This is a genomic window from Candidatus Acetatifactor stercoripullorum (assembly GCF_944382095.1).
Classification (GTDB): Bacteria; Bacillota; Clostridia; order Lachnospirales; family Lachnospiraceae; genus Acetatifactor; species Acetatifactor stercoripullorum.
Genome location: NZ_CALWMU010000004.1, coordinates 78,119 through 102,916, shown reverse-complemented (window position 1 = coordinate 102,916; position 24,798 = coordinate 78,119). Strand labels below are relative to the sequence as shown.

Genomic DNA, 24,798 nt, shown 5'->3' with positions numbered 1-24,798 from the left:
AAAAAAAGCAAGGGAAACCTTGCAAAATAAGAAAATATTTTATTTACTATTATTCATCAAGTGGCAAACTCGGGCGGTTTGAAATATATGCGGTTTTAAGCTATAATAGCCCTGAGCTTCGGAATGGAGGAAAAGATGGAAGAAAAATTTGTCAGAACAGGGCTTCTTTTGGGAGAAGACGGAGTGGAGACGCTGGCGCAAAAGCATGTGGCAGTGTTCGGTATCGGGGGCGTCGGCGGATATGTTGTGGAGGCGCTGGTCCGGAGCGGTATCGGGGAGATAACGATTGTAGATAAAGACGAGGTTGCGGAGTCGAACATCAACCCGAATACCATTTCCAAAAGGGCAAGTATCTTATCCCCCAATTTAAAAATATCCACTCAATTCTCACCTCTTTCCATCCATAAAGAGGACAGCATCCACTATCGCTGTCCTCTCTGTTTCGGATACCATTTTTCTTAGAAACCGAGGAATGTAAGAACCGTGGAGATGCCTGCCATCATAACCCCGGCTACAATACCCTTTAAAGCAGAGTTCATGGTAGAAGAATCCTGCTGCTGATAGGCTTGAGCAAACTCCATGACATTCTTTGCAAGGATAATGACGCCCACTGCACCGATAATAGCGATGATAAGGGTTTTTAAGTTATCGAGGGGCTGTGTAATGGCGCTGGTGCTTCCCCCCGCTGCAAATACGGTCACGGGCATGGCGTTCCATGCCATATATCCTGCACCGCAGGCTGCCACAACTGCTCTCTTTACTCTGGATAATCCTTTTGCTTCCTTCTGATTTGCTGTAGCTGCTTCTTTTTTACGCATAAGATATGATCTCCTTTTTTGTTTGGGACAGAAAACGGAGAGAAAGACGGAAAGGAATCTGTATCATTCCAATCCGGCTCATCTCCGAATGGAATGGTACACATCCCTGTCTGTCTTGTTATTTGTTATCTATATAAACGGGATATTCCCGCAAAAATGGTAAACCGGGCTTTCCCCGGTGCGTTTGTGCTTTAACCACCTCCTGAAAGGCACAAAAAAACACCAGGCCTGAACCAGCCTGATGTTGTTTTCTTTCCCGCTATTTTATTTTCATTTCTGTTAATCATCCCAATATTCAAGAGACTCCTGAGATATGGAACGGATACCAAACAGTTTATACATAAAGTCTTCCCTGTCATCGAACATCTCAACGATAATAATCCTGTCCTTCTCTATTCTGTAAAACAAGTAATTATGTCCTACATAAAGGTATCTGTAATCACAGTCAATATCATACATCGAAGATACAGCAACTCCTTTTTCTGCAAAATCTTCAAGCCCTCTTGCTGCATCTGTAATCCGCTTCAATGCTTTTTCTGCCGCTTCTGAACCAAATTCATCTGTCAGCCGCACCCTCAATGCTTTCAGCTTGCGCCTTACAACTTGTGAATATTCAAGTTTTTTCAACCCTATACCCCCAGTTCTGCTTCCAGCTCGTCAGCAGATACCGTTCCTTCCTCACGGATGGAGATTTCCGCCTCATTTAATTTGCTCATTAGCTGAAAAAGGGCTTTCTGTTTGTCAAGCTCATCTAATTCTTTCATATCTATGATAGCGCACTGTCCATGTCCGTTACGGGTTAAATAAACTCTGTTGCCATATGTGACCTCATTTATGACTGCTGTATAATTCCTCAAATCTGAAATAGGTTTAATATTCGGCATATCGATTCCTCCTTTTTCCATAATCATCTGCATTGCTTTATGGTAATTTTATTATACGCATTTACTGCAAATTATTCAATATATTTCATCGTGAATTTACAGCGCATATTTTCATGGGGTCATTTTCATAAGGCAAAACATTACTCCGCTGCTTTATTTTTTACCGCCCGATAAGTCCGTCTGATTTCCCTCATTTTCGCCACATCGGTTTCCGGGTAAAATACCGCCAGAATTCCTGCCTTTGTCATGCCGAGAGCCATCATTTTGTGAAGCTCCTCTTTCTGCTCTTTGGAATACTGCCACTGTGCCATACGGTTCCGGGCGAAAAAAAATAGGACTAAGTCAGCAAATCCAAAGAACAGCAGATACTGCTGCCCATACTTTGGTCGAAAGCTAATTTAGTCCTGTCTAAATTTACAATATTCAGTTTTTCAGGCACAAAATGCCTGCTGCCAAAAATCAAATATACTGCGTGTGAAATAAATGCAAGTTTGTTTTTCTGAATGATAAAATGAGCTCATCCTAACTCAAAATAACCATTGATCTGCCTTTTTTTCGTAGGACTAAATCAGCGGGAACCCTTGATTTTGCCGGGTTCTTACTAACTTGACATTATAATAACACGCTCCCCCGTGTCGATAATACAGACTACCACGCCCCTTCCCGTGAGGCTTAAGGGAGGCCTCTGAACCTGGGTGATGCCGCTTGCGATCAGGCTCCCCGGGTCGAACCCCTCCGCCACCCGTCCCTGCTGCATCAGCCCATAGAGCTTGGGGATGGTCTGATAGTCAAAAAAATATTCCTCGATATCGGGAATTCCGCTTCTGTTTAAATAGACCACATTGTACAATTTTTCGATGTCTGCATAGCAGAAGTCATACACTCTGTCCGTCTCCACCATGCCGATGGAATAATCCGTGATCACATCATAAAAATTATTGGAAAGAATCTTTTCCTTACAGTCCGCCACACTGCTTCTCCTTTTACGGGTCTGAAAACAGGCGATCCCAAAACTCAGATTTGTAAATAATGCTTTTAGTATGCAGCATATTTCATAAACAGACCCTTGCTGACCGCCGGTACTTGGGCTGCGTCCTTTGCAGCCTTAGGTACCGCTGCGGTCAGCTCGGAGCGGAAGCGTGTCTGTGTTGAAACATGCTGCATCCTCCAAAGCATTTTCTAAATCTTCCTTTTGCAGTCGCCTGGCCTTAAGACCCTGACTTTTCTTTTATAATATGCAGGAACAGAAAAAAAACAAACCTTCATTTCCTGCTGCTTTTCGATTTGCAAAATGTCACATACGCCTGTTCCTGCGTCATATCACCGACTCCGTTCAATGGCCCCTGCGGGACAGATTTCAAAGCAATTTCCACAGTGCAGGCAGTGTTCCTGTTGGATGGCAACGGGTTTTTTGGTAATATCAATGCACTTCTGGGGGCATTTGGAATAGCACAGTTTGCACCCAATGCACTTGTCCGTCACAAAGTAGCCGGTTTCCTTTGCCTGTGCGCCACCGAAGGAAATGCCTGCCCGTTCAATCGGCTGTTTGGAAAGGTCAAACCATTCGCCAGTCCCCTCGTAGATTTTGAACACAGTGAGGGCGCTGCGGGAGCGCTCGTCAGGATAAATCTTTGCCATGTAAGGGTTTTTGCGGAACAGATCGGGCAGCCTGTCCGGCCCGATTTCTTTTGCCCTGCCCTGCACCGACAGGGCCACACAGGAAAGAGTATCTTCTCCCTTCATGGCCGTAAAAGCAATGTTTTCATTGGCTTTCAGCCGTTCATAAAAATTCTTGCCCTTTGCGGTCAGAAAATAAAGGCCGCTTTCATCATAGTCCATAATGTCGATGGCGCAGGTAACGGGACGTCCCTCACCGTCCACGGTGGCAAATACGGCAGAGTGAATTTCTTCCACAATATATTTCAAATAATCTCTCCTCTGCATGATGAACCTCCTGCTCCCGCCTGCCCTTTCATATCGGGGCAAGCCGTTTATAAAGCAGCATGGTGACAATGCTGATACCGATTCCTTTTTATTTTGCAGACTGCCACTGCCGTCATTAAAACTTGCCGTTCTGATTCTGCCACGTGGACTCATCAGCGATGGTTTCCATCACATCCCAATGCTCTGCAATCTTGCCATTCTCCACGCGCCACAGGTCATAATAGCTGGTAGGCGCGCCGCCGAAGGTGCCCTCACTGACAGCCAGAACAAAGTTGCCCTGTGCCAGTACCTGATGGGTGGTAGTGTAAATCATCTGGATTCCCTGCTCGGCAAGAGCGGACAGCGCAGCGCCCAGCCCGGAAAGTCCATCGGCAATGCCCGTGTTGTGCTGAATGTAAATATCTCCCTCAAAGTAGTCGGCAGTTTTTTCGGGTCGCTTTCCCTGCATAACATCGTAGAGGAAATTCTTCACCAATTCGCGGTTTTCCTCAGTCTTATCCATATCCTTCAGTTCCTTCGTACCGTCGATCTGCGTCCGGCCAGAAGGATTCGGCTCAGCTTTCGCAGCCATCTTCAAAGGCCCGGATGTTATTAACAGTGGTTTTTACCGGCACAGAAGCCAGATAGGAAACAGAGCAGGCGAAAGCGTCGCGTCCGGTGCCATAGGCCAGGTTGTGCTGAATGTATCCTTCAGCCAGCAGGCTTTTCGCTTTTTCAGTGTCGCCATCAGCGAAGGTGTGAATGAGTTCGAGAGCTTTCCGAATATTTGTCATTTTGGTTTCCTCCTATTGATTGCATGATTGTTTACAATGAGCTTCGGTTCGGCCGCTCTCCTCAGCTCTTGTCTTTATTATAGGCAGGAAAGTTTCTTTCGTAAAATACGCACTTTTTTGTGCTGTAGACACCAAAATGATACTATTGCAGCTTCTGCTTTAAAATCACCGTTTCCAGCGGATCCATGCTTCCCTGTTCTCCCTTTGCTTCTCCTGTGCGCAGCATTTCTTCTCCCTCGGGCATTTCTACTGTGACAGGCTGCCCATTCCAGTTGGTATAAAAAAGATAGCGCTCTTTCTGGCCGCATCTTGTGCACAGAGTCACTCCCTTAGGCAGTCCGCCGGGAATATAGGCAGCGCCCGCTCTCTCAAGCAGCCTGCCGTACAAAAGAAACAAAAAGTCATTCTCCGCCCTTGCCGCCAGATACCAGACCTCCCCCTTTCCTATCCGGCGTCTTGTAAGGGCAGGCATTCCCGCATACCATCCGGAGGTATAGCATGCCTCCACATCCGCCTCTCTGGCGTGAATCACCTCGCAGTAATCCCTGCAGCTCCATCTGCCCTCCCCAGGCAGGCTTTCCCCAGTACAGCAAAAGCCTCCCCTTTCCTGGGGGTATAAAAGATCAAGCTCCTCCGCCCAGACTCCTGCCAATTCCCCAAGAGGGCCCGGAAAGCCTCCCTGAAAGCATAAATCGTTTTCATCTGTAATGCCGCTGAAATAGGTTAAGAGCAAGACCCCTCCCGCCTGCACAAACTGCATAAGCCGTTGCGGAAGCTCCTCCTTTACCAGATAAAGCATGGGAGCGGCAATCAGTCTGTAGCCCTCCAGGGACTGTTCCTCATCTATCACATCCACATTTACCCCATAGCGTCTAAGGGCCCGGTAATGCTCTCGTATGGTTTCTTCATAAAATTTGTCGCATCTGGGCCCTTTGGACCCTTCAATGGCCCATCTGTTGTTCCAATCGTATAAAAGAGCGGTCTGGGAAATGGTTTTGGTTCCTTCTATTTCCCCTAAGTTCTCCAGTATCTCGCCAAGCCTTGCCGTCTCCCGGAACACTCTGGTATGCTCATGGCCGCAGTGCCCTACTACGGCTCCGTGGAATTTTTCATAGCCGCCTCTGCTCTTTCTCCACTGAAAATACTGTACGCTGTCCGAGCCATGGGCGATGGCCTGCAGGCAGCCGGCCACATGGATGCCGGGGGCCTTTGGCTTTCCCACTGCCGGCCAGTTTGTCAAAGAAGGCGTAGTCTCCAGAAGCCAGAAGGGGCTTTTTTTCAGGGAGCGGGTCACATCGTACTCAAAGCCGGCGTCCATAGCGATTTCATAATCCGGGCCGCCGCCCCACTGAGGATAACAGTCCAGGGCCGCCACATCCAGCCAGGGCGCCATTTTGGGATAATCCACCTCGATAAAGCTGCCGATCATGTTAGTGGTCACAGGAACCGAAGGGGCATATGCTCTTACCGTTTCGATTTCCCGGCGCATAAAATCCACGGTCTGTTTTGTCACAAAACGCTTCCAATCAAGAGTCAGCCCCTGCAAGGCCATCTCTCCCCTTGAGGATGGGGATTCTATCTGCTCCCAGTCCGTAAAGGTCTTTGACCAAAAGCCGGTCCACCAGGCTTTGTTTAACGCCTCAAGGGCGCCGTATTTTTCTCTCAAAAATTCTCTGAAGGCATTCTGGCACAGGGGGCAGTGGCATTCCCCGTGGTATTCGTTGGAAATATGCCACGCCTTGAGCGCCGGATGGTTCCCATACCTTTTTGCCAGCCTTTCGTCGATTTCCCGCACCAGCCGTCTGTATGCCGGGGAGGTATAGCAATGATTCATGCGCATGCCGTAGAGATTACGTTTCCTGTCCTCCGAAACCCGAAGCACCTCAGGATACGCCTTTGCAAGCCACGCCGGTCTTGCTCCGCTGGGAGTGGCCAGTATAACGGATATATGATTTTCATAAAGTGTATCCATCATTTGATCCAGCCATGTGAAATCCCACACGCCCTCCTGCGGCTCCAGTGCCGACCAGGCAAAGACCCCCAGGGTCACCGTGTTGATATGCGCAAGCTTCATAAGCCGGATATCCTCCTTGAGAATATCCGGCCTGGAAAGCCATTGCTCCGGGTAATAGTCCGCTCCGTGCATCAGCCCTTTTCTTTTCATTTTCCCTCCTGTTCCTCTTTTTCCAGAAAATCCTGTACCAAGTCTGCACAAGCCACACCAGCCTCAATGGCTTTCTCATTGGTGTACTCCTCAAGACCTATGGAGAAAAGCCTTCCCCGTCTTTTTTCCGCAAACCTTCTTGTGCCATACCATTCTACCTGGGGCGCTATGTGAATAATCGAAGCCTTTTCAAATCCCTGCCTGGTTTTCCGCAAGGTATCCCTAAGCCTGTAAGCGTAACCTCGAAGAGCTATTTCCGCCCGGGACAGCGTAAAAATGGAGAAATCAGGCAGTGTTATGGGTACGCCTGCCATGATGGTTTCCCCGAAATCAGGGCTGTGAAAGCACCTGAAAGCCTCGGTTCCACAGATTATTCCATTCTTTTTCCAGGAAAATTCAGGCTGCAGCATTCCTATGAGAAAGCCCTCCCCGCATATGCTTCCCGGCTCCAGCGCCTCTGCAAGAGCCTGCGTGGGAATACCGTTCCACTTTATGGCGCCATAGGCCTTACTGCTGCCTGGCTGCCAGGGAATACCCGCCATTGCCAAGACAGCTCCATAGGGCTCTGCGTCCACCAGCGCCCTGCTGTGTATCTCCAAAGTTTCTGTCTTGCACTCTGCCAGACACACGATCTCCTCTTCCTCCTGTTTTACCTCAAACGGAAATATATGGCTGAGCACGGTGACGCCGGCCGCCTCTAACATCTGGGCCAGTACCAGCTTACAGCGCTGGTCATGGAATAAGGGTCCTTTTGTTCCCTCCGCTCTTCCCGCCTTTTCCAGCAGTTCTTCCGCATATGCAGCCGCTCTGGGCTCCTTTATCTTTTCACAAAAAAGACTTACCTCAAGCCCGCCTGTGGCCGCTCCGCCCAAAGAGCCTTCTCTCAGCGTAAGCAGTACCTTTCTCCCCGCCTTTGCCAGGGAAGCTGCCGCAATGCAGCCCTCCAGAGAGCCTCCCACAATCAGCACGTCTGTCTCTTGTCTTTCTGTCTGTTTCATTTTCCTTCCTCCTACACAGGGCTGCCTTCGGCAGGTCCCTTTTTCTTTTCCGCAAGTCCAAGCTCTTTTAGTCTTTCTTCCGTTCCCAGATATACGTTTTGGGAGAGCAGTTCCTCTTGGATTCCTTTCATATCCCTTGCAGCCAGCTCTCTTACGGTGACGCCTTCCTTTGCCGCAAGCCCCGCAGCAGCACCTGCCGCCTGTCCCAGGGACATACCCGCAGACTGATAGCGCAGCATGGTCTGGGGCACTGCGGATACACTTTTTCCGCTGGCCACAAGCAGATTATCCACCCCCTCCGGCAGCATAACGCCAAAGGGAATATCCACGGTAGCATTGCTCACAAACTCACCTGTCAGCTTAAAGTTCATCTGCCTTGGCCTGCAGGCGATTACATCCTGCTGATAAATGTCCTCTTCCTCAAAATCCTTTGACTTGGCATATTTTTCATCTCCCGTAAGATTACGAAGTATATTATACTCTATATCCGTGCCGTTTGCCGTAGGATCGTCCGAATGAATTTTTCCTGTTTTCTTTTGCTCATCCTTGTCAAAGGTCACATCACTCTCAATTCCCCTGCTCACCCGTATGGCCAGCTCATCCGATACCTGAGCCACATAGGCGTGCTCAAAGCCGGGAATATTTTTTATCATAAAGTCCGCCACATAATAAACCGCCTCATGAGCCCTTTCCTCTGCGTCAGAGAGTACAAAGGGGTCCAGGGAACGAATCCGCCACATCTGGGAGTTGATCACTGCCGTGTCAGATCCCTTCATCCCTATGATACAGCAGGAGTCCATGGAAAAAATATCTCCGATCTCCTTTTGAAATCGTCCCTCCTTTATGGCATCCTGAAACAAATCCCAATCCTCTCCTCCCGAATGGGGAAAATAAAGCACATCTCTGTTGAGCCATTCCTCCTCAAACTCCTTAAAGTCCTTCATGGCGTCAATCCCTATGGGAAAGGTTTCGGGATGCTTTTTAAAATGCTCATACAGCTCCTCCAGCCTTACGTTGGCAAACTTAAAGGTAAGGGTCGCCATGCCGCAGGCATACCGGGTAGGCGCACCGGCCTTCCAGGCCATGTCGCATTCTCCCGTGGTGTCCACCACCTGCTTTGCCCGGATCAGCGCCTTTCCGTCAGGAGTATTTACCCACACTCCTGTTATTTTTCCATCCTCAACCAGAGGCTTAAGGGCCATGGTGTGAAATAGAACCTCCACCCCGGCGTCCTCCATCATCTCGTCAAAAACCACCTTCATCTGCTCCGGGTCGTGCACCAGTCTTCCGTCAGGATAACGCCACTTGGAGGTGGCAGCTCCTCTTTTCTCCATGCGCTCCATCCACTCCAGGGGCGCTCCCTTCATGACCATCCGCCCGTCCCGGGTAATAAAATGATTGTATAGATTAGAGATCATACTGGAGCTGGCAATGCCTCCCAGAAATCCGTTTCTTTCCAGAAGAATCACCTTTGCTCCCGTCCTTCCGGCTCCCCAGGCCGCGCCGCAGCCCGAGCAGCCTCCGCCGCATACCAGCACATCTGTTTCTATTATTTTTTCGCCCATCTTCTCCTCCGTCCATTTTTTCAGGCTTTTTTCTAAAAAATTTTTTTCCTGCCTTCTCAGCTCTTGATTCCCGTGGTAGCGATTCCCTGTACGAAATATTTCTGCAAGCAGATAAACAAAACAATCACCGGCAGCATACTTACACAGGACATTGCAATGATACTGTTCCAATTTACCACCGAGTCCGCATCTATGGCCAGTCTCAGTCCCAGGGATACCGGATATTTGGTAACTCTGTCTATGTACAAAAGCGGGTTAAAGAAGTCATTCCAGGTCCACACGGTCTGAAACAGCGCCGCAGACACAATAGGAGCCTTGGAAAGCGGCAGAATCACCTTCACCAGAATCTGCCATTTTCCCGCTCCGTCAATATATGCGGCCTCATCCAGGTCCATGGGAATTCCCCGGAAAAACTGAATCAGCAGATAAGTGAAAAAAGGATTCACTGCAAATGCCGCCATGGCATAAAAGGGAATATAGCTGTTGAGCCAGTTAAAATCGTTAAATAAAATATACCTGGGTATCATGACCACTGTGTTTGGCAGCATCATGGTGGACAGCATGGCCATCATCAGTACTTTTCTGCCCTTAAACTCAAATCTGCAAAATCCATAGGCCACCAAAATAGCCGACGCCACTGTGAGAAGCACGGTGGGGATCACCAGCTTGCAGGAGTTGATCAAAAAGGTGGAAAAGGGCACTGCCGCCGTGGATTTCCAGCCGTTGATGAAGCCGTCCAGCGTAAAATTTTCGGGAAACAGCTTCACCGAGGTGAAAATTTCCGCATTTTCCTTGAAGGAAGAAAAAAAGAGCCACAACAGAGGATACCCCACTATTACCGCCGCTGCCGTTATCACAAGGTACAGCGCCGCCGTCTTCCATTTCCGTTTCATTTTTCCTCTCATTCCGCCGTTTCAACGGCCTTGTATTTTTACCTTCATCGCTCGTCACTGTAATACACCCATTTCCCCGACAAGGAAAAAAATACCAGGGTAAAGGTGATAATGATAGAGAACAAAATCCATGAAAGGGCGCTGGCATATCCCACCTTCATATCCCGGAAGGCAGTGTCATACAGATACAGGGAATACAGATAGGTACTCTTTACCGGCCCGCCCTTTGTAACCAGATATGCCGGCGTAAAAATCTGGATGATCTCAATGGTCTGCATGATGGCGTTGAAAAAGATAATGGGCGAAATCATGGGCAAGGTAATCTTCCAGAAGATACGAAAGGGGCCCGCCCCGTCAATTCTTGCAGCCTCCGTCAGGTCTGTGGGAACATTTTTTAACGCCGCCAGAAAAATCACCATAGGCGCCCCCATCTGCCAGAGGGGCAAAAGCATCATAACCGGAAGGGCCAAATCCGGATTTCCCAGCCAGTTCGGCCCCTCTATTCCAATTACGCCCAGAAGCAGATTCACCAGGCCGTCCTTTTTAAAAACGTATTTCCACAAGATTGCCAATGCAACGCTGGAGCCCAGTATGGAGGGAAGATAAAAGACCGTATAAAATACGCCTCTTCCCTTTCTGATTTTATTGAGCATAAGCGCCACCGTAAGCGCCATAGCCAGCTTGAGCGGAACCGACACTACCGTGTACAGCAGGGTTCTCCCCAAAGAATCCATGGCTGTATTGTCCGTGGTAAAAATCTCCATATAATTTTTAAGCCCCACAAAATCCATTTGGAACATATCATAGTCCGTAAAGGAGTATAAAAGAGAAACCACAAAGGGATACAGGGTCAACACAAAAAATCCTATCAGCCATGGCGCAATATAAAGATATCCCAGATATTTCTGCTTCCTGCTTTTCATCTGTCAAACCACCTATCTGCCGTTGTCAGCCGGCGCTTAATTCCTGCAATATTGCATTCAGATCAGTAATCATATTGGCAGAGGCTTCTTCCGGCGTCTCCACTCCGTAGATCACCATTTCCATATAGTCCACAAAGACGGATTTCACTGACGCATTCAGCTCATAGGCGCCATTTTTCAAGGACATTGTGTCATTGGAAATCTGAATGGCCTGTGACATGAGCTCACTTAACATATTGTTGCTTTCCAGTGCCTCCAGAGCGCTTGCGCTGGCAGGAACGCCTCTCTGGGTGCCCAAAATCAGGGACGCTTCCTCACTGTTTAAAAACCACTCCATAAACTCCGCCGCAGCCCTCTGATGGACTTCATCGGAATTTTTATTGATGGCAACCATCAGGGAAGGACAGCATTCCTGTCCGGAAATCTGGGCGTCCTCAAACATAGGCATTGCCGTTACGCCAAAGTCATAGTCCAGGCCTGCAATTTCCGTATCAATATTGGAAAAGAACAGGAAGATACCTCCGATTTTGCCGTTCAGCCACAAAGGATTGTTCTGCATGGAGTCATACAAAACCGCCTCATCATAGGGCTGGGAAACCTCTTCATTAAAAATCTCCAAAAAGCTGTTGAAGGCCTGGGTCATCTGCTCCTCATGAAAGCCCAGGGTGAAATCGTCCTGCACATCGATTTCATTGGTGATCTGCTCCAGCATAGGCTTTAACATATAGCGCAGATAGCCGTCCGTCACCGCTGTTGTCATATAAGCCTCCGGATCCTTTTCATGCAGCTCCTTCCCTATCTGGATAAAATCGTCCCAGGTGGACATCTGCAGATTGCCGTTCTCATCGCACCAGTCCGCCAGGAGCGTTTTGTTGTAAAGGAATACGGTTCCGTTGTAACCAAAGGGCAGTACCTGTACCTCTCCGTTAATGGTACAGTAGTCCGTCATCATGGATTCGGAAATCTGCGTCATATCCAAAATATCCGAATACTGGGACAAATCCGCAAAAGCGTCCCCTCTGGCCGACAGCTCCGCCACCCAGCCCTGATCCACCTGAAAGATGTCCGGGGCGTTGGAGGACGCCAGCTGCGTCACCAGCTTTTCATAGTATCCGGAAAAGCTGGAATATTCCGGTTCAATGGTCACGCCGGGATGGGCTGCCTCATATACCTCAATGGCCTCCAGGGTGGCTTCATGCCTGGAATCTCCTCCCCACCAGGAAAACCGAAGCACAATTTCTTCACCGTCTCCGGCCCCGGCAGTCTCCTGTGATGCCGAATCCGTTTCCGTACTGTCCGCAGATGCAGTTTCCGTTCCAGCAGTTTCCGTCCCAGAAGCCTCCGAAGAGGGCGCCGGCTCTTGCGCCGTCTGGCCACAGGCTGCCAGGCTTGCGGTCATAGCCGCTGCTGTCAGCAATGCAAATAACCTTTTTTTCATACCTTTCCTCCTTTATTTTGTACTTTGTTTGGTTGGTGGTTTGAGTATAGCATCTTAAGGCCAAATCCCATACCTACAGAGATTGACAAAAGCTCTCATCATATGCTAACCTTTTCTCATAGGTATCATTATATGACATATCGTTTCATAAGGAGGCCCAAGAAGAAGATGTATTCCTTGATTATCGTGGAAGATGATGATAGTATACGAAGTGGATTGGTACATTTATTCCCTTGGGAGGACTGCGGCTTTACCATTACCGGAGATTTTTCCAACGCAAGAAGCGCCTGGAATTTTTTAAAGGAGCATTCTTCTGTGAACGCTGTTCTGACGGATATCAGAATGCCCCTGATGGACGGTCTGGAGCTGACACGCAGGGTGTATGAGGAAATGCCTCAAACTTCTGTTTTTCTCATATCGGGATTTCAGGATTTTTCCTATGCCCAGCAGGCGATTCATTACAATGTGAAGGATTTCTTTATTAAGCCTGTGCGCCATCAGAATCTGATGCTCTCCTTTTTAAAGCTGAAGGAGGAGCTTGACCGGCTGAATCTTCCGGATGCCGATCCGGGCCCGGTAAATCAATACTATGATCAGATTCTCCGCATGGTAAAAACCTATGTGACGGATCATTTAAAAACCGCCACTCTGGAGGAAGCCGCCGTTTTGTCCCACTTAAGCGCCGGTTACCTCTCCCGGCTTTTCAAAAGCCAGTGTTCCATGTCCTTTTCAGATTATGTGCTGAAAAAGCGGATGGAGAGAGCCTGCGTGCTGTTAAGTGATCCCAGAAACAAGGTCTATGAAGTTTCCGACGCCGTGGGATATGATAATCCCAAAAATTTTTCCCGGGCATTTCGCAGCTATTTTCATATGTCACCCAAGGAATTTCGAGAAAAGGGCAGTCAAGCTTATGATGAAACATAACCGAATGCAGCAAAAATACTTCTTCCGCCAGTTGATCCGCCACCTTCTGCTGATCACCCTTCCTATTCTCATGCTGGGAATCCTTCTGACCAATCATTTTCGAAACCAGCTGCAAGAGGAGCTCACCGCCTATGCGGAGCGCTCCAAAAACTATATGCTTACCAGCGTTACGGATATTCTCAACACTTTTTCTGAGCAGATGGCCATTTTTTCCACTTCCCCTTCCATGGCCGTTTCCATTTCACGGCTTCTCAACGAACAGTCTCTGGATTACAAAAATAATGTGATGAAATCCATTATTCCCACCATCATCGGAACAACTGTAAATCTCAGTGATTATGTGGATTCTATCTATATTTATTATGATAATCCTCACGGTAATTTCTTCAGCAGCACCGCAGGCTATACCAACATTACCTCCGCAGCCTGTCAGGACAGCGGATGGCTTTCCTCCTATGAGCAGGCTGAGGCTTCGCATCAACAGTGGGTGGAAATCAGAAGCATAAGGAATTATTCCTTTGAGCAGGAACTGGAAACTCTTTCCGTTTTCCGCAGATTTGATTATCTGGACGGGGTTATGGTAATGAATCTGAATCTTTCTGAGATTTCCAAGACCCTGGATGTGAATCAGATTTATCCGGGCTCCTACACTCTGGTAGCTCTTTCGGATGGAAACGTTCTTTTTGGAAGCTCTGATTACAAAATTCTTGAGGCCGATTACAGGGACATTTCTGAAATCATCCAAAGCCCCTCTTCCGGGAACAAAGCCTATGACCACATAGAAATCGACAAGGTCTCCTATGTGTACTATTCCTCCACCATCCCGGAGTACGGGCTGACCATGATTTCCCTTTTGCCTGAGTCCGAGGTATTCCGCACAGTAAACAGCATGGTCATGGCTTTTGCCATAATTATTGTCTTTAGCATCCTGTTGAGCATCACCCTAAGCCTGCGGGGCACCATTCACAATTTCAGGCAGCTTCACCAGCTTCTGGAGCTGTTTTCCTGCGCAGAAGCCGGAAAGGCGCTGCCATCCTCCTTCCGCTCCCAGACCCGCAACGAATACGACCTGATTTTCAACAATATTATATCTACCTTTATATCAAACAACCGGCTCCGGCTTGACCTGGCAGAGGCAAAGGTCCACCAAAAGGACGCACAGCTTGCAGTTTTGCAGCTCCAGTTAAACCCGCATTTTATTTTCAATACCCTGCAGACCGTGGATCTGGAAATTCTCAAATCCCAGCCCCCGGGCAATACCTCCAGCTTTTTAATTCACAACCTGTCGGATATTCTGAAATACTCTCTGGAAAACACCTCCAGGCTTGTACAGTTGAAGGAGGAAATCGCCGTCTGCAAAAAATATGCGGAAATTCAAAAGCTCCGATATACCAATCCCTTTCTTTTATACTGGGAGTATGAGGAGGAGGTTTTGGAAATTCCCATTATCCATCTGGTTCTGCAGCCTCTTTTGGAGAACAGTCTGCATCATGCCATAAAGGAGCTGCCGAGGCAGGGGCTTATCAAGATAAAGCTTTTCATCCAGAACAAAAGGCTTCACTTTTATGTGGTGGACAATGGTCTTGGCATCTCGAAGGATCGGCTGGCAAAGATAAACAGCCGCCTGAAACGCCAGAACCTCACACAGAATTCCCACATCGGCCTGTATAATACCAATATGCGGCTGGTGCTCACCTACGGTCCAGAGGCGGCCGTCTGCGTAAACAGTAAGGATGGACAGGGAACGGTGGTTCATTTCAGCATTCCCGTTTAAAAAAGAAAAGGCGTTTTCACGCCTTTTCTTTTACTCTTAAGCATCTGATGGCATTGAGCACAGCCAGCACCATAACGCCTACATCCGCAAAGATTGCCATCCACATGTTTGCAATACCCACAGCTCCAAGCAGCAGGCACACAGCCTTCACCGCCAGGGCAAATATAATGTTTTCATAGACAATGCGCAGACATTTTCTGGAAATTTGAATTGCCAGTGCAATTTTCTGGGGATTGTCATCCATCAGTACAATATCCGCCGCCTCTATGGCTGCATCTGAGCCCAGGGCTCCCATGGCAATTCCTATATCCGCCCGGGACAGCACCGGAGCATCGTTGATGCCATCTCCCACAAAGGCAAGCTTTTCCTTGGGACGTTTTTCCAAAAGAAGCTTCTCCACCTCTTCCACCTTATCCCCAGGCAGAAGCTCGCTCTTGACCCGGTCAATGCCAAGCTCTGCCGCCACATGCTCCGCCACCGCCCTGCTGTCTCCGGTGAGCATCACCGTGGTTTTCACTCCGGCTCGTTTCAGCGCCCTGACGGCTTCCTTTGACTGCTCCTTTATCACATCCGCAATCAGAATGTATCCCCCGTAGCTGCCCTCCACAGCCACATGGACCACTGTGCCGATTCCGGCGCCTTCCATGCAGGACAGGCCCAATGTTTTCATCAGCTTTCCGTTGCCTGCAGCCACCTGTCTTTCGTCAACCATTGCAGTAACGCCCTGTCCGCCGATCTCCTCTACGCCGCTTACCCTACCCGCGTCGATCTCCTTTCCCCAGGCCTCTTTCAGGCTCTTGCTGATGGGATGATTGGAATAGCTCTCCACATAAGCTGCAAGCTCCAAAAGACCTGCCTGGGCATCCTCATAGGAGCTGTATTTTTCTGCAAAGTCTGCTGCCGGGAAGATTCCCGTCACGGCAAACACACCCTTGGTCAGCGTGCCTGTCTTGTCAAACACCACATATTTTGTCTGGGAAAGAGCCTCCAGATAATTGGAGCCCTTTACTAAAATACCGCAGGCGGACGCCCCTCCGATACCGCCAAAAAAGCTTAAAGGGATGGAAATCACCAATGCGCAGGGACAGCTGATTACCAAAAAGGTCAAGGCTCTGATCACCCATGTGTCAAAGGCCGCCGGATTTCCCACCAGCAGATTGAAAGCGGGCGGAAGCAATGCCAGAACCAGCGCGGCCCCACAGACTGCCGGCGTGTAATATCTGGCAAATTTTGTGATAAAATTTTCCGAGCGGGATTTTTTCATACTGGAATTCTCCACCAGATCCAATATCTTGGACACAGTAGATTCTCCGAATTCCTTTGTGGTCTTTATCCTTAAAAGTCCCGACACGTTGATACAGCCGCTGATCACAGCATCCCCCTCCTTCACTTCTCTCGGGATGCTCTCTCCCGTAAGGGCGCTGGTGTTCAGGGTTGACGTTCCCTGAAGCACTACCCCGTCAATGGGCACCTTTTCCCCCGGCTGTACCAGAATAACGGTTCCCGGCTCCACCTCATCAGGGTCTACCCGGGAAAGCTTACCGTTCTCCCCCTCTATATTGGCATAATCAGGACGGATATCCATCAGTGCGCTGATATTTCTGCGGCTTTTTCCCACAGCCACCGCCTGAAACAATTCCCCGATCTGATAAAACAGCATAACGGCCGCGCCTTCCACATATTCGCCCAAAAGCATGGCTCCCACAGTGGCTGCCGCCATCAGGAAATTTTCATCAAATACCTCTCCGTGGACAATGCCCAGTACGGCCTTCCTCAAAATGTCATAGCCGATAATCAGATAGGGAATCAGATACAAAGCTGCTCTCAAGGGGCCCTCCACGGGGACAAAGGAAAGCACTGCCAGCAAAAAGGCGGACAGAATAATACGATATAAAACTTTTTTCTGTTTCTTTGTCATTTACACATAAACCTCACAGTCTGATTCCACTCTCTTACAAGCCTTTACCACCTGCTTCATAACGGCTGACTCCTCCGTTCCCTCCTCAAATTCCACCTTCATCTTCTGCGTCATAAAGCTTACAGCCGCATCCTTAACGCCCTCCACTTTTTTTGCCGCATCCTCCATCTTCAGAGCGCAGGCTGCACAATCCACTTCGATTTTGTAAGTCTTTTTCATGCCATTCTCCTCCATATTTTGTAGTTGCAAATGAATCGCATTTGCATGTTTCTCTAATCATATGTTCATTTATTCATATGTATATAATACCATACGCCCTGAAATTGTCAATAGAAAATTTAAGTTTTTCCTTATCAGTAATAAAAAGAGAAGGCACTGTAGTACATCCTCTCAGATGCTTTTGCTGTGCCTTCTTTCTTCTTTTTCTCAGACAGTTGTCTTATGGATGCCGTTTTGTCTTCTCTACTCAGCGGCAATCTCCCGCAGACCGCTCACATTTTCCACAAGCTGGTTGCTGCGGATATCTATGACAGGCCCTCCGGTGCCTTCTATATACTCTCTGGTAATGGTCACGCGCCCGATATTATCGTCCTTTGGAATCTCATACATAATATCCAGCATAAATTCCTCGATGATGGAACGCAGGGCTCTGGCTCCGGTATCCCGCTTCATGGCCTTTTCCGCAATGGCCTCCAGCGCCTCGTCCGTAAACTCCAGCTTTACCTCGTCCAGCTCAAGCAGCTTCTGGTACTGCTTTAGAATGGCGTTTTTGGGCTCCTTTAAAACCTTCACCATCATTTCCTTGGACAGGCCCTCCAAGGTAAAAATAATAGGCAGACGTCCGATAAATTCCGGAATCATTCCAAATTTTCGAATGTCCTCCACCGTAACCTTGGAAAGAATGTTCTTATCCTTATCATATTTATCCTTCAGCTCTGCGTTAAAGCCGATAGACGCCGTTTTCGTCAGACGCTCCTTGATAATGTCCTCCAGATCGGGGAAGGCTCCTCCACAGATAAACAGAATATTTCTGGTGTTTACCGTGGCAAGGGGCACCATGGCATTTTTGCTGTTGGCCCCCACAGGCACCTCCACCTCGGCGCCCTCCAGAAGCTTCAGCATCCCCTGCTGTACGCTCTCTCCGCTTACATCCCTGGAGGTAGTGTTTTTCTTTTTGGCAATCTTATCGATCTCGTCAATAAAAATAATGCCTCTCTCCGCCTTTTCCACATCGTTGTCCGCAGCCGCAAGGAGCTTTGACACCACGCTCTCGATATCATCACCGATATAGCCCGCTTCCGTTAGTGAGGTTGCGTCTGCAATGGCCAAAGGTACGTCAAGAAGCCTTGCCAGGGTTTTCACCAGATAGGTCTTGCCGCAGCCGGTGGGGCCGATCATCAGCATATTGGACTTCTCAATTTCGATATCATCCATGGTTCCCGTGGCAACCCGCTTATAATGGTTGTACACCGCCACGGAGATCACCTTCTTGGCATGCTCCTGTCCCACCACATACTCGTCCAGGCTGGCCTTGATCTTATGAGGCGGCGGAATATTCTTGATATTCAACACCGGCTCCTCATTTTCCTTCTTCTTTTTCTTTTTCAGCTTCTGTTTATTGGGAATCCCTCCGTCTCCCTGAAGATCTGCCAGATTCACAAAGCTGATATTGGGGAAGCTTCCCTGCTTATTCAGCCGGTCCAGCTCGCTTTGCAGCTGGGTATTATTCAGCATTCCCTGATAATCAAACTGGCTCACCGTCTCCATGGTCTTGTGCATACAGTCATTGCACACACAGATATTGTTTGGCAGCTTGAACATTTTTCCCGTCTTGCTCTCGGGTCTGCGGCAGATAAAGCATACATCCTCGTACTCGCTGTTATCGCTTTTTCCCGCTCTTGAGGTGTTGGAGGCGTCGGCATGCTTGGAAAGCTGTGCGCTCTCCTCCTTCTCTTTCTCATCGTTTCTATTCAAATCATCTGACATTTCAGTATCCGTATCCTTCCTTTTATTCTGTTAACTGATACATCCCCATTATAACCAATGTTTCTTTGGTGTACAAGTGAAGTTTTTCTAAAAGAAATCCCGGGAAGGCGGAAAACCGCCTGCCCGGGAAAGGCATCTGCTATTACTTTGAAGTTACTGGCTGTCCGCCGGTCTGGTCCCCAGCGTAATCTCCAGATCATACTGTACATACTGGCCGTTTTCCGGTCTCATAACTGTCACTGTTGCGGTGTCGCCTGAAGCATAGTACTGGAGTACATCCTGCAGATCAGAATAGCTGCTGATTCTCTCTCCGTCAAATTCGGTAATGATATCTCCACTCATAATACCTGCACTCTCTGCAGCGGAGCCGTCCTCGGTTTCCACTACATAAACGCCCTGAGGCATATTATACATGGCAGAAATCTGAGAGGTTACCTCCTGAAGACTGATGCCCAGATAACCAACCTCGCTTTCCTCCACCCTGCTTCTGGTCTGACGCTCCATCAAGTCTGCAATAATCGGGCTTGCGGAGCTGATAGGGATGGCATAACCCATGCCTTCCACGGAGCTTCCGCTGATCTTGTTGGAGTTGATGCCAATGACCTCGCCCTTAATATTTAACAGTGCGCCGCCGGAATTACCGTGGTTGATAGCCGTATCTGTCTGAATAAAGGTGCCGGTGGAGCCGTCCTCCAGGGTAATCTCACGATTCAAGGCGCTGACAATACCGCTGGTCACAGACTGTCCATATCCCAGAGCGTTGCCGATGGCAATTACAGGCTCGCCCAGCTTCAGAGAATCGCTGTCACCCAATGTTGCAATGGCAATGCTGTTCTTGGTTTCATCAGAAAGCGAATCCAGAGGAATCGCAATCACTGCAAGGTCCATATCGGAATCCGTTCCCTTAATGCTGGCCTGGGCTTCCGTCTCATCAATGAAGGTCACCGTCAGGGCATCCGCATCCTCTACCACATGATAGTTTGTCACAATCAGCAGTTCTTCCTCGCTCTCCGCCACAATAATGCCGCTGCCGCCTGAGGTCAAGGGCTGGCTGTAGGTCTGTCCGAAAATATTGGTTCCCGTCTCCGTGTAATTATTCACAATGGACACCATTGCCGGCATGACCTCCTCCACCACGGAGGAAATATCGGAATCCACTACAGTGACACTGTTGGTGCTGGTAAGCTGGATTCCTGAGCCAGAGGTATTGTCCTCTGCCACGGCATCTCCTGTCTGGGACCCCACTGTCACATTGCTGTTGGAGGAAAGCTGTGCGGTTCCCTCGTGGACGGCATAAAAGCCTACCCCTGCGAACAGGCCAAAGAGCAGCCCCATGCTCACACTCATCATCACCTTGCGGAAAACCCCTTTTCCTTTGCGCTTGGGCTCTTTCCCTTTTGTACCAGGATTCGGATTCTGTCCCTGGAAGGTATTTCCCGGGCCCGTATGGTATGCGTTATAGCCCTGATACTGAGTGCTGTTATAAATTTGGTCTCTATCTGCGGCATTTCCTCCGCTGTAAACACCGGAGGTATTACTGCCGGCGCCGCTGCCGGAATAAATTTCATTGTCGTACATAAATACTACCTCTTTTCTGGATGTTTTGTTTTCTTTGTTTATGCACTCAGTATAGCCATGATTTGTGACGAAATTGTGATGAAACTATTAAACGCCTGTGAAATCGTTTTTTATTCCACTGTGACAGATTTTGCCAGATTTCTTGGCTTATCCACATCGCAGCCTCTGCCCACAGCCACATAATAGGCAAACAGCTGTAATGGAATAATGGCCAGAGAATTGGTAAAGTAAGGATTGGTCTCCGGAATATAAATCACATAATCCGATGCTTTTTCAATCTCCTTGTTTCCTTCGTTGGTCACTGCCATCACAAAGGCTCCCCTTGCCTTTACCTCTACCATATTGCTGATTGTCTTTTGAAACAGCGCTGGCTGGGTGGCAAGGGCCACCACCAGAGTGCCGTCCTCAATTAAGGAGATGGTTCCATGCTTCAGCTCCCCGGCGGCATATGCCTCGGAATGAATATAGGAAATCTCCTTCAGCTTCAGGGAGCCCTCCAGGGAAATGGCATAATCAATTCCCCTTCCGATAAAGAAAATTTCCCTGGCTCCTACATAGCGGTTTGCAAAGTGCTGTATCTTTTCCTTTTGACCCAAGAGCAGCTCTATCTGATCCGGCAGGCATCTTAAGTCATAAAGCATGTCGTCAAATTGTTTCTTACCAATAACGCCTCTGATTCTTGCAAATTTTATGGCCAGCAGGTACAGCGTCACCAGCTGGGCGCTGTAGGCCTTGGTTGTGGCCACTGCAATTTCCGGTCCTGCCCAGGTATACATCACACTGTCCGCCTCTCTGGCGATGGAGCTTCCCACCACATTCACAATGCCAAGCACCTGAAAGCCTCTTTCCTTGGCCTCCCGTAATGCAGCCAGGCTGTCCGCTGTCTCACCGGACTGGCTGATGACAATCACCATACTGTTTTCCTCCAGAATGGGATTTCTGTACCGGAATTCACTGGCTACGTCTACCTCCACCGGAATCCGGGCCAGCCCCTCCAGCACATATTTTGCCGTTACGCCAGCATGGTATGCAGAGCCGCAGGCCACAATATAAATCTTTTTCAGAGCCTTGATTTCCTCATCCGTCATCTTCAGCTCTTCAATGACAATATCCTTATCCCGGATGCGGGGCGAGATGGTATCCGACACAGTCTTCGGCTGTTCGTACATCTCCTTTAGCATAAAGTGCTCATATCCCGCTTTCTCCGCTGCGTCCGCGTCCCAGTCAATAGAAACCGGCTCCTTGACCAGCTCCTCCTCGTCCACGGAAAAGAACCTGAGACCATCCTTTCTAAGGGCCGCCACCTCCTGGTTGTTCATATAATAAACATTCCGGGTGTATTTTAAGATGGCCGGCACGTCCGAGGCGATAAAGCAGCCATCCCCATTCTGTCCCACAATCAGGGGACTGTCCTTCCTGGCCGCATAAATCTCATCCGGATAGTCCGCAAACAAAATTCCCAGGGCGTAAGAGCCCTCCACCCGATGGAGCACCTTAGTAATAGCCTCCAGAGGGTTTCCTTTATAATAGTAGTCCAGCAGATGAGCCAGCACCTCCGTGTCCGTCTCAGACACGAATTCATACCCCTTATCCATCATTTTTTTCTTCAGGGGGATATAATTTTCTATGATTCCATTGTGCACCACCGCAATGGTTCCACCGTTATTGATGTGGGGATGGGCGTTGATGTCGTTTGGCGCTCCGTGGGTAGCCCACCTGGTATGCCCGATGCCGCTAAAGCCCTTCATGGTAGAGCCTCCCTTGGTCAGGTTCTCCAGCACCTTGAGGCGCCCCTTGGCCTTTTTCGTTTCAATCCGTTCCCCGTCAAATACAGCCATTCCCGCAGAGTCGTAACCCCGGTATTCCAGCCGTGCCAATCCGTCCAAAATAATGGGGGCCGCCTGTTTCTCTCCAATATAACCTACAATGCCGCACATACCTCTCCTCTTTTCTGCGCTGCCCTTTGTATTCCAGGCTTACGGCGGCAGCGCAGCCACAAGCCCTTTATCTGTTATCTTTCCCAATATTCTTTGTTTGAAGTCAGGGCAAGCACCCATCTGCGGGGCAGATTCTCATAATGCTTTCCCAGCAGATAACCTGCATACTTGCAGACACATTGAACCAAAAATCCCGGCATCTGCCAAAACAGGCCCTTTTTTTTCAGCTGCCTGAGCGTCTCAAGCACCAGCTTCTTTCCCTCCGACTCGGAGACAACTTCTGCAAAAACCTCCGGGTGCTGGGCCTGGGATACCCCCAGATCAAAATTTCTCTTAAGCACCCCAAGCTTCGTGTCATTGTGAGAATGAATCACTCTCGCCCCGGCCTCGTATGCGATGCCATAGCCGGCCTTCACTGCACATGCCGCGTAAATCATATCCTCATTAAAAATGGTATGCTTTACAAATCCGCCCAATTCCTCATATATGTCACGTCTGTAAGCGGCACACACATTGGAACAGAAATAGGTTTTAATGCCCAGCTCCGGCAGGTCAGCCGCCGTCTTGATGCGGGACTTTGGCGGGTAGTTAAACAGCCTGGATATTTTTTCCGTTTCCCGGCAGTCCAAAGCCGGAAGCTGCCTGGCATAGGCTGCAGCCACCTGTCCCTTTAAATGGGCTGTCAGCTCCTCAATCAGCCGCTCATCCGCCGGGAGCGCGTCCTGGGTCATCATCACAAAAATATCCCCATCAGACCTGCGCACCCCTCTCCTTCTGGTTCCACCATGGTCGAATTCCTTCTTGGAAAGGTGATAAACCTTCACGTTTGGAAACAGCTCAAAAAATCTTTTCCCATAAATCAGCTGCTCGAAATACTTCTGCTCCGTATTCATCAAAATGATATTCCGCACGGGCACCGTCTGCCCCTTAAGCCCCTCCAGCAGATGAAAAAGCGCTTCTGTAGGCTTATACACAGGAATAATCACGTCAATATTCATAGCTGCAATACTCCCCATTCCTCTCACGCCAGTTCCTGTAAGAGTGTAATCTCTCTGCCATTATACTGGAATCCGAAAATAAATACAAGAAAAACCGCATTGGGCCAAAAAGACCGCCTTCACCGGCTTCATTGCCCAATACGGTTTATTATCTGCCTTTACTGCTTATTGATATAGGGGGAGGTCTCCTCCTCTATCATTCTGCTGTACTCCCGCACACTATCCGTCACGGTATAGGATTCATCTTCAAATAAAAACTGATGCAGCCAGACCACATTGGCCTCCAAATCCATAGGAATGACGCTGCTTCCCTTGGCTCCGATGTTTGCGGTGGTGCGCATGCTCTCCTCAGGGAAGCCTCCCTGATCCACAATGCGGTAATTTGCAATATTTCCTAAGAGATCCAGAATATCTCCGGAATCCAGGCTGGTGTAAATATCGTCAATGGCATCGTTAAACACCTTTGTGAGAGTAGCCAGATCAGTCTTTTTCGCCTGCTCCTCAATGGCCATAATCACCTCACGCTGGCGGGCCGCACGCTTAAAGTCATTTCCTGCGGTATAACGAATACGGCAGTAGGCGGTGGCCTGCAGGCCGTCTAAAAGCTGATAGCCCGTTTCCGTCACAGGCGTGTAGTCGCACTGAAGAACCTCTGAAATTCCGATCTGATAGTTATTGATATGCTTCAGCTCCTCGGAATCCACCTCAATATATACGCCTCCCAATCCGTCGATCACCTCCCGCAGGCCCTTGTAGCCCACCGTAACAAAATTGGTGATATCCAGATCCAGGTTCATGTTCAGCATTTTTACCGCCTGCTCCGCGCCGCCTGCGGCATAAGCATAATTACACTTGCGGTAATAATCCGTTCCCACATTCAGGAAGGTATCCCGGTAAACGCTGACCAGCTTAATGTCTCCGGTATCCATATTGATGCTGGCTATCATGATACTGTCGCTGTTGCTGCCCTTATACAGCTCGCTGTCGGTCTGGGCGTCCACACCGAAAAGAGCGACGTTCATATAGCCCTTCATGGTCTCGTTTGTTTCGACCTCCTCGGGAATCTCCAGCTGCTCCGGCTCAAGCACCGTCACCTTGGGTCCCTCGCTGGCCTGGGTCATCACCACATAAAGGATGGCCACCATAGCCAGAATTACAATAAGCTCCACTGCAAAGATAATGTATTTCTTTCTTTTTCTGGCCCGATACTCCTTCGCCGTCATCTTTCTTCTGGTTCCGGCTCCTGAGGTTCTCTTTTGATTGGAATTTGCTGCCATAATGCT

24 protein-coding genes are annotated in these 24,798 nt (G+C 49.0%); 3 read left to right on the top strand and 21 right to left on the bottom strand.

The genetic code is table 11. The features are described from left to right. Positions 1-135 precede the first annotated feature (135 nt). The gene (locus tag SHK35_RS02335) at positions 136-462 is read left to right on the top strand and encodes a ThiF family adenylyltransferase (protein WP_318708386.1); all 327 of its coding nucleotides are present in this window, start codon (positions 136-138) and stop codon (positions 460-462) included. Here SHK35_RS02335 and SHK35_RS02330 read toward each other — a convergent pair. The 14 genes from SHK35_RS02330 to SHK35_RS02265 form a co-directional block, all read right to left on the bottom strand. Further along, on the bottom strand, positions 459-818 hold the full coding sequence (locus SHK35_RS02330) for an electron transporter RnfA (RefSeq protein ID WP_318708385.1): 360 nt from the start codon (positions 816-818) through the stop codon (positions 459-461). The genes SHK35_RS02335 and SHK35_RS02330 overlap by 4 nt on opposite strands. 279 nt (positions 819-1,097) lie before the next feature. Beyond that, a complete protein-coding gene (locus SHK35_RS02325; RefSeq protein WP_318708384.1) occupies positions 1,098-1,445 on the bottom strand; it encodes a type II toxin-antitoxin system RelE/ParE family toxin in 348 nt (115 codons plus the stop codon). A gap of 2 nt (positions 1,446-1,447) precedes the next feature. Beyond that, entirely contained in the window at positions 1,448-1,702 is a 255-nt protein-coding gene (locus SHK35_RS02320) for a prevent-host-death protein (RefSeq protein WP_318703086.1), read from the bottom strand. 140 nt (positions 1,703-1,842) lie between these two features. Next, positions 1,843-2,013, bottom strand: a complete 171-nt coding sequence (locus SHK35_RS02315) for a hypothetical protein (protein ID WP_318703066.1) — start codon at positions 2,011-2,013, stop codon at positions 1,843-1,845. Between the two features lie 290 nt (positions 2,014-2,303). Continuing rightward, positions 2,304-2,672: a hypothetical protein gene (locus SHK35_RS02310; protein ID WP_318703065.1), complete on the bottom strand. Its 369-nt coding sequence runs from the start codon at positions 2,670-2,672 to the stop codon at positions 2,304-2,306. Between the two features lie 350 nt (positions 2,673-3,022). Next, on the bottom strand, positions 3,023-3,646 hold the full coding sequence (locus SHK35_RS02305) for a 4Fe-4S binding protein (RefSeq protein ID WP_318708380.1): 624 nt from the start codon (positions 3,644-3,646) through the stop codon (positions 3,023-3,025). Between the two features lie 115 nt (positions 3,647-3,761). After that, on the bottom strand, positions 3,762-4,148 hold the full coding sequence (locus SHK35_RS02300; RefSeq protein ID WP_318708378.1) for a nuclear transport factor 2 family protein: 387 nt from the start codon (positions 4,146-4,148) through the stop codon (positions 3,762-3,764). A 52-nt stretch (positions 4,149-4,200) separates the two neighbouring features. Next, positions 4,201-4,419, bottom strand: a complete 219-nt coding sequence (locus tag SHK35_RS02295; RefSeq protein ID WP_318703063.1) for a hypothetical protein — start codon at positions 4,417-4,419, stop codon at positions 4,201-4,203. A gap of 142 nt (positions 4,420-4,561) precedes the next feature. Further along, positions 4,562-6,583: a beta-galactosidase gene (locus tag SHK35_RS02290; protein ID WP_318708377.1), complete on the bottom strand. Its 2,022-nt coding sequence runs from the start codon at positions 6,581-6,583 to the stop codon at positions 4,562-4,564. Further along, positions 6,580-7,581, bottom strand: a complete 1,002-nt coding sequence (locus SHK35_RS02285) for an FAD-dependent oxidoreductase (protein WP_318708375.1) — start codon at positions 7,579-7,581, stop codon at positions 6,580-6,582. The genes SHK35_RS02290 and SHK35_RS02285 overlap by 4 nt, the downstream gene beginning before the upstream one ends. A gap of 11 nt (positions 7,582-7,592) precedes the next feature. Further along, positions 7,593-9,146, bottom strand: a complete 1,554-nt coding sequence (locus tag SHK35_RS02280) for an FAD-dependent oxidoreductase (RefSeq protein WP_318703060.1) — start codon at positions 9,144-9,146, stop codon at positions 7,593-7,595. 56 nt (positions 9,147-9,202) lie between these two features. Further along, the gene (locus SHK35_RS02275; RefSeq protein WP_318703059.1) at positions 9,203-10,039 is read right to left on the bottom strand and encodes a carbohydrate ABC transporter permease; all 837 of its coding nucleotides are present in this window, start codon (positions 10,037-10,039) and stop codon (positions 9,203-9,205) included. Between the two features lie 44 nt (positions 10,040-10,083). Next, complete coding sequence (locus SHK35_RS02270) at positions 10,084-10,962, bottom strand: carbohydrate ABC transporter permease (protein WP_318703058.1); 879 nt, start codon at positions 10,960-10,962, stop codon at positions 10,084-10,086. A 25-nt stretch (positions 10,963-10,987) separates the two neighbouring features. Further along, positions 10,988-12,400 carry an ABC transporter substrate-binding protein gene (locus SHK35_RS02265; RefSeq protein WP_318703057.1) on the bottom strand — a complete coding sequence of 471 codons (1,413 nt, stop codon included), beginning with the start codon at positions 12,398-12,400 and terminating at the stop codon, positions 10,988-10,990. A 168-nt stretch (positions 12,401-12,568) separates the two neighbouring features. On the opposite strand from SHK35_RS02265, the gene SHK35_RS02260 reads away from it, so the two are divergent. Continuing rightward, entirely contained in the window at positions 12,569-13,324 is a 756-nt protein-coding gene (locus SHK35_RS02260; protein WP_318708373.1) for a response regulator transcription factor, read from the top strand. Further along, positions 13,311-15,098 (top strand): cache domain-containing sensor histidine kinase, encoded by a 1,788-nt coding sequence (locus tag SHK35_RS02255; RefSeq protein ID WP_318708369.1) that lies wholly within the window; start codon positions 13,311-13,313, stop codon positions 15,096-15,098. Before SHK35_RS02260 ends, SHK35_RS02255 begins: the two co-directional genes overlap by 14 nt. A gap of 16 nt (positions 15,099-15,114) precedes the next feature. Here SHK35_RS02255 and SHK35_RS02250 read toward each other — a convergent pair whose 3' ends face one another. The 7 genes from SHK35_RS02250 to SHK35_RS02220 all read right to left on the bottom strand — a co-directional run bounded on the left by SHK35_RS02250 (position 15,115) and on the right by SHK35_RS02220 (position 24,792). Next, positions 15,115-17,016 carry a heavy metal translocating P-type ATPase gene (locus tag SHK35_RS02250; RefSeq protein ID WP_318708367.1) on the bottom strand — a complete coding sequence of 634 codons (1,902 nt, stop codon included), beginning with the start codon at positions 17,014-17,016 and terminating at the stop codon, positions 15,115-15,117. Then, positions 17,017-17,235: a cation transporter gene (locus SHK35_RS02245; protein ID WP_318703052.1), complete on the bottom strand. Its 219-nt coding sequence runs from the start codon at positions 17,233-17,235 to the stop codon at positions 17,017-17,019. Between the two features lie 243 nt (positions 17,236-17,478). Next, entirely contained in the window at positions 17,479-19,002 is a 1,524-nt protein-coding gene (gene clpX / locus SHK35_RS02240) for an ATP-dependent Clp protease ATP-binding subunit ClpX (protein WP_318703051.1), read from the bottom strand. 153 nt (positions 19,003-19,155) lie between these two features. Then, the gene (locus SHK35_RS02235) at positions 19,156-20,580 is read right to left on the bottom strand and encodes a S1C family serine protease (protein WP_318708365.1); all 1,425 of its coding nucleotides are present in this window, start codon (positions 20,578-20,580) and stop codon (positions 19,156-19,158) included. Between the two features lie 110 nt (positions 20,581-20,690). Continuing rightward, positions 20,691-22,517, bottom strand: a complete 1,827-nt coding sequence (gene glmS / locus SHK35_RS02230) for a glutamine--fructose-6-phosphate transaminase (isomerizing) (protein ID WP_318708363.1) — start codon at positions 22,515-22,517, stop codon at positions 20,691-20,693. 74 nt (positions 22,518-22,591) lie between these two features. Continuing rightward, on the bottom strand, positions 22,592-23,515 hold the full coding sequence (locus SHK35_RS02225; RefSeq protein ID WP_318708362.1) for a glycosyltransferase: 924 nt from the start codon (positions 23,513-23,515) through the stop codon (positions 22,592-22,594). 158 nt (positions 23,516-23,673) lie between these two features. After that, the gene (locus SHK35_RS02220; RefSeq protein WP_318703047.1) at positions 23,674-24,792 is read right to left on the bottom strand and encodes an LCP family protein; all 1,119 of its coding nucleotides are present in this window, start codon (positions 24,790-24,792) and stop codon (positions 23,674-23,676) included. Positions 24,793-24,798: the final 6 nt, after the last annotated feature.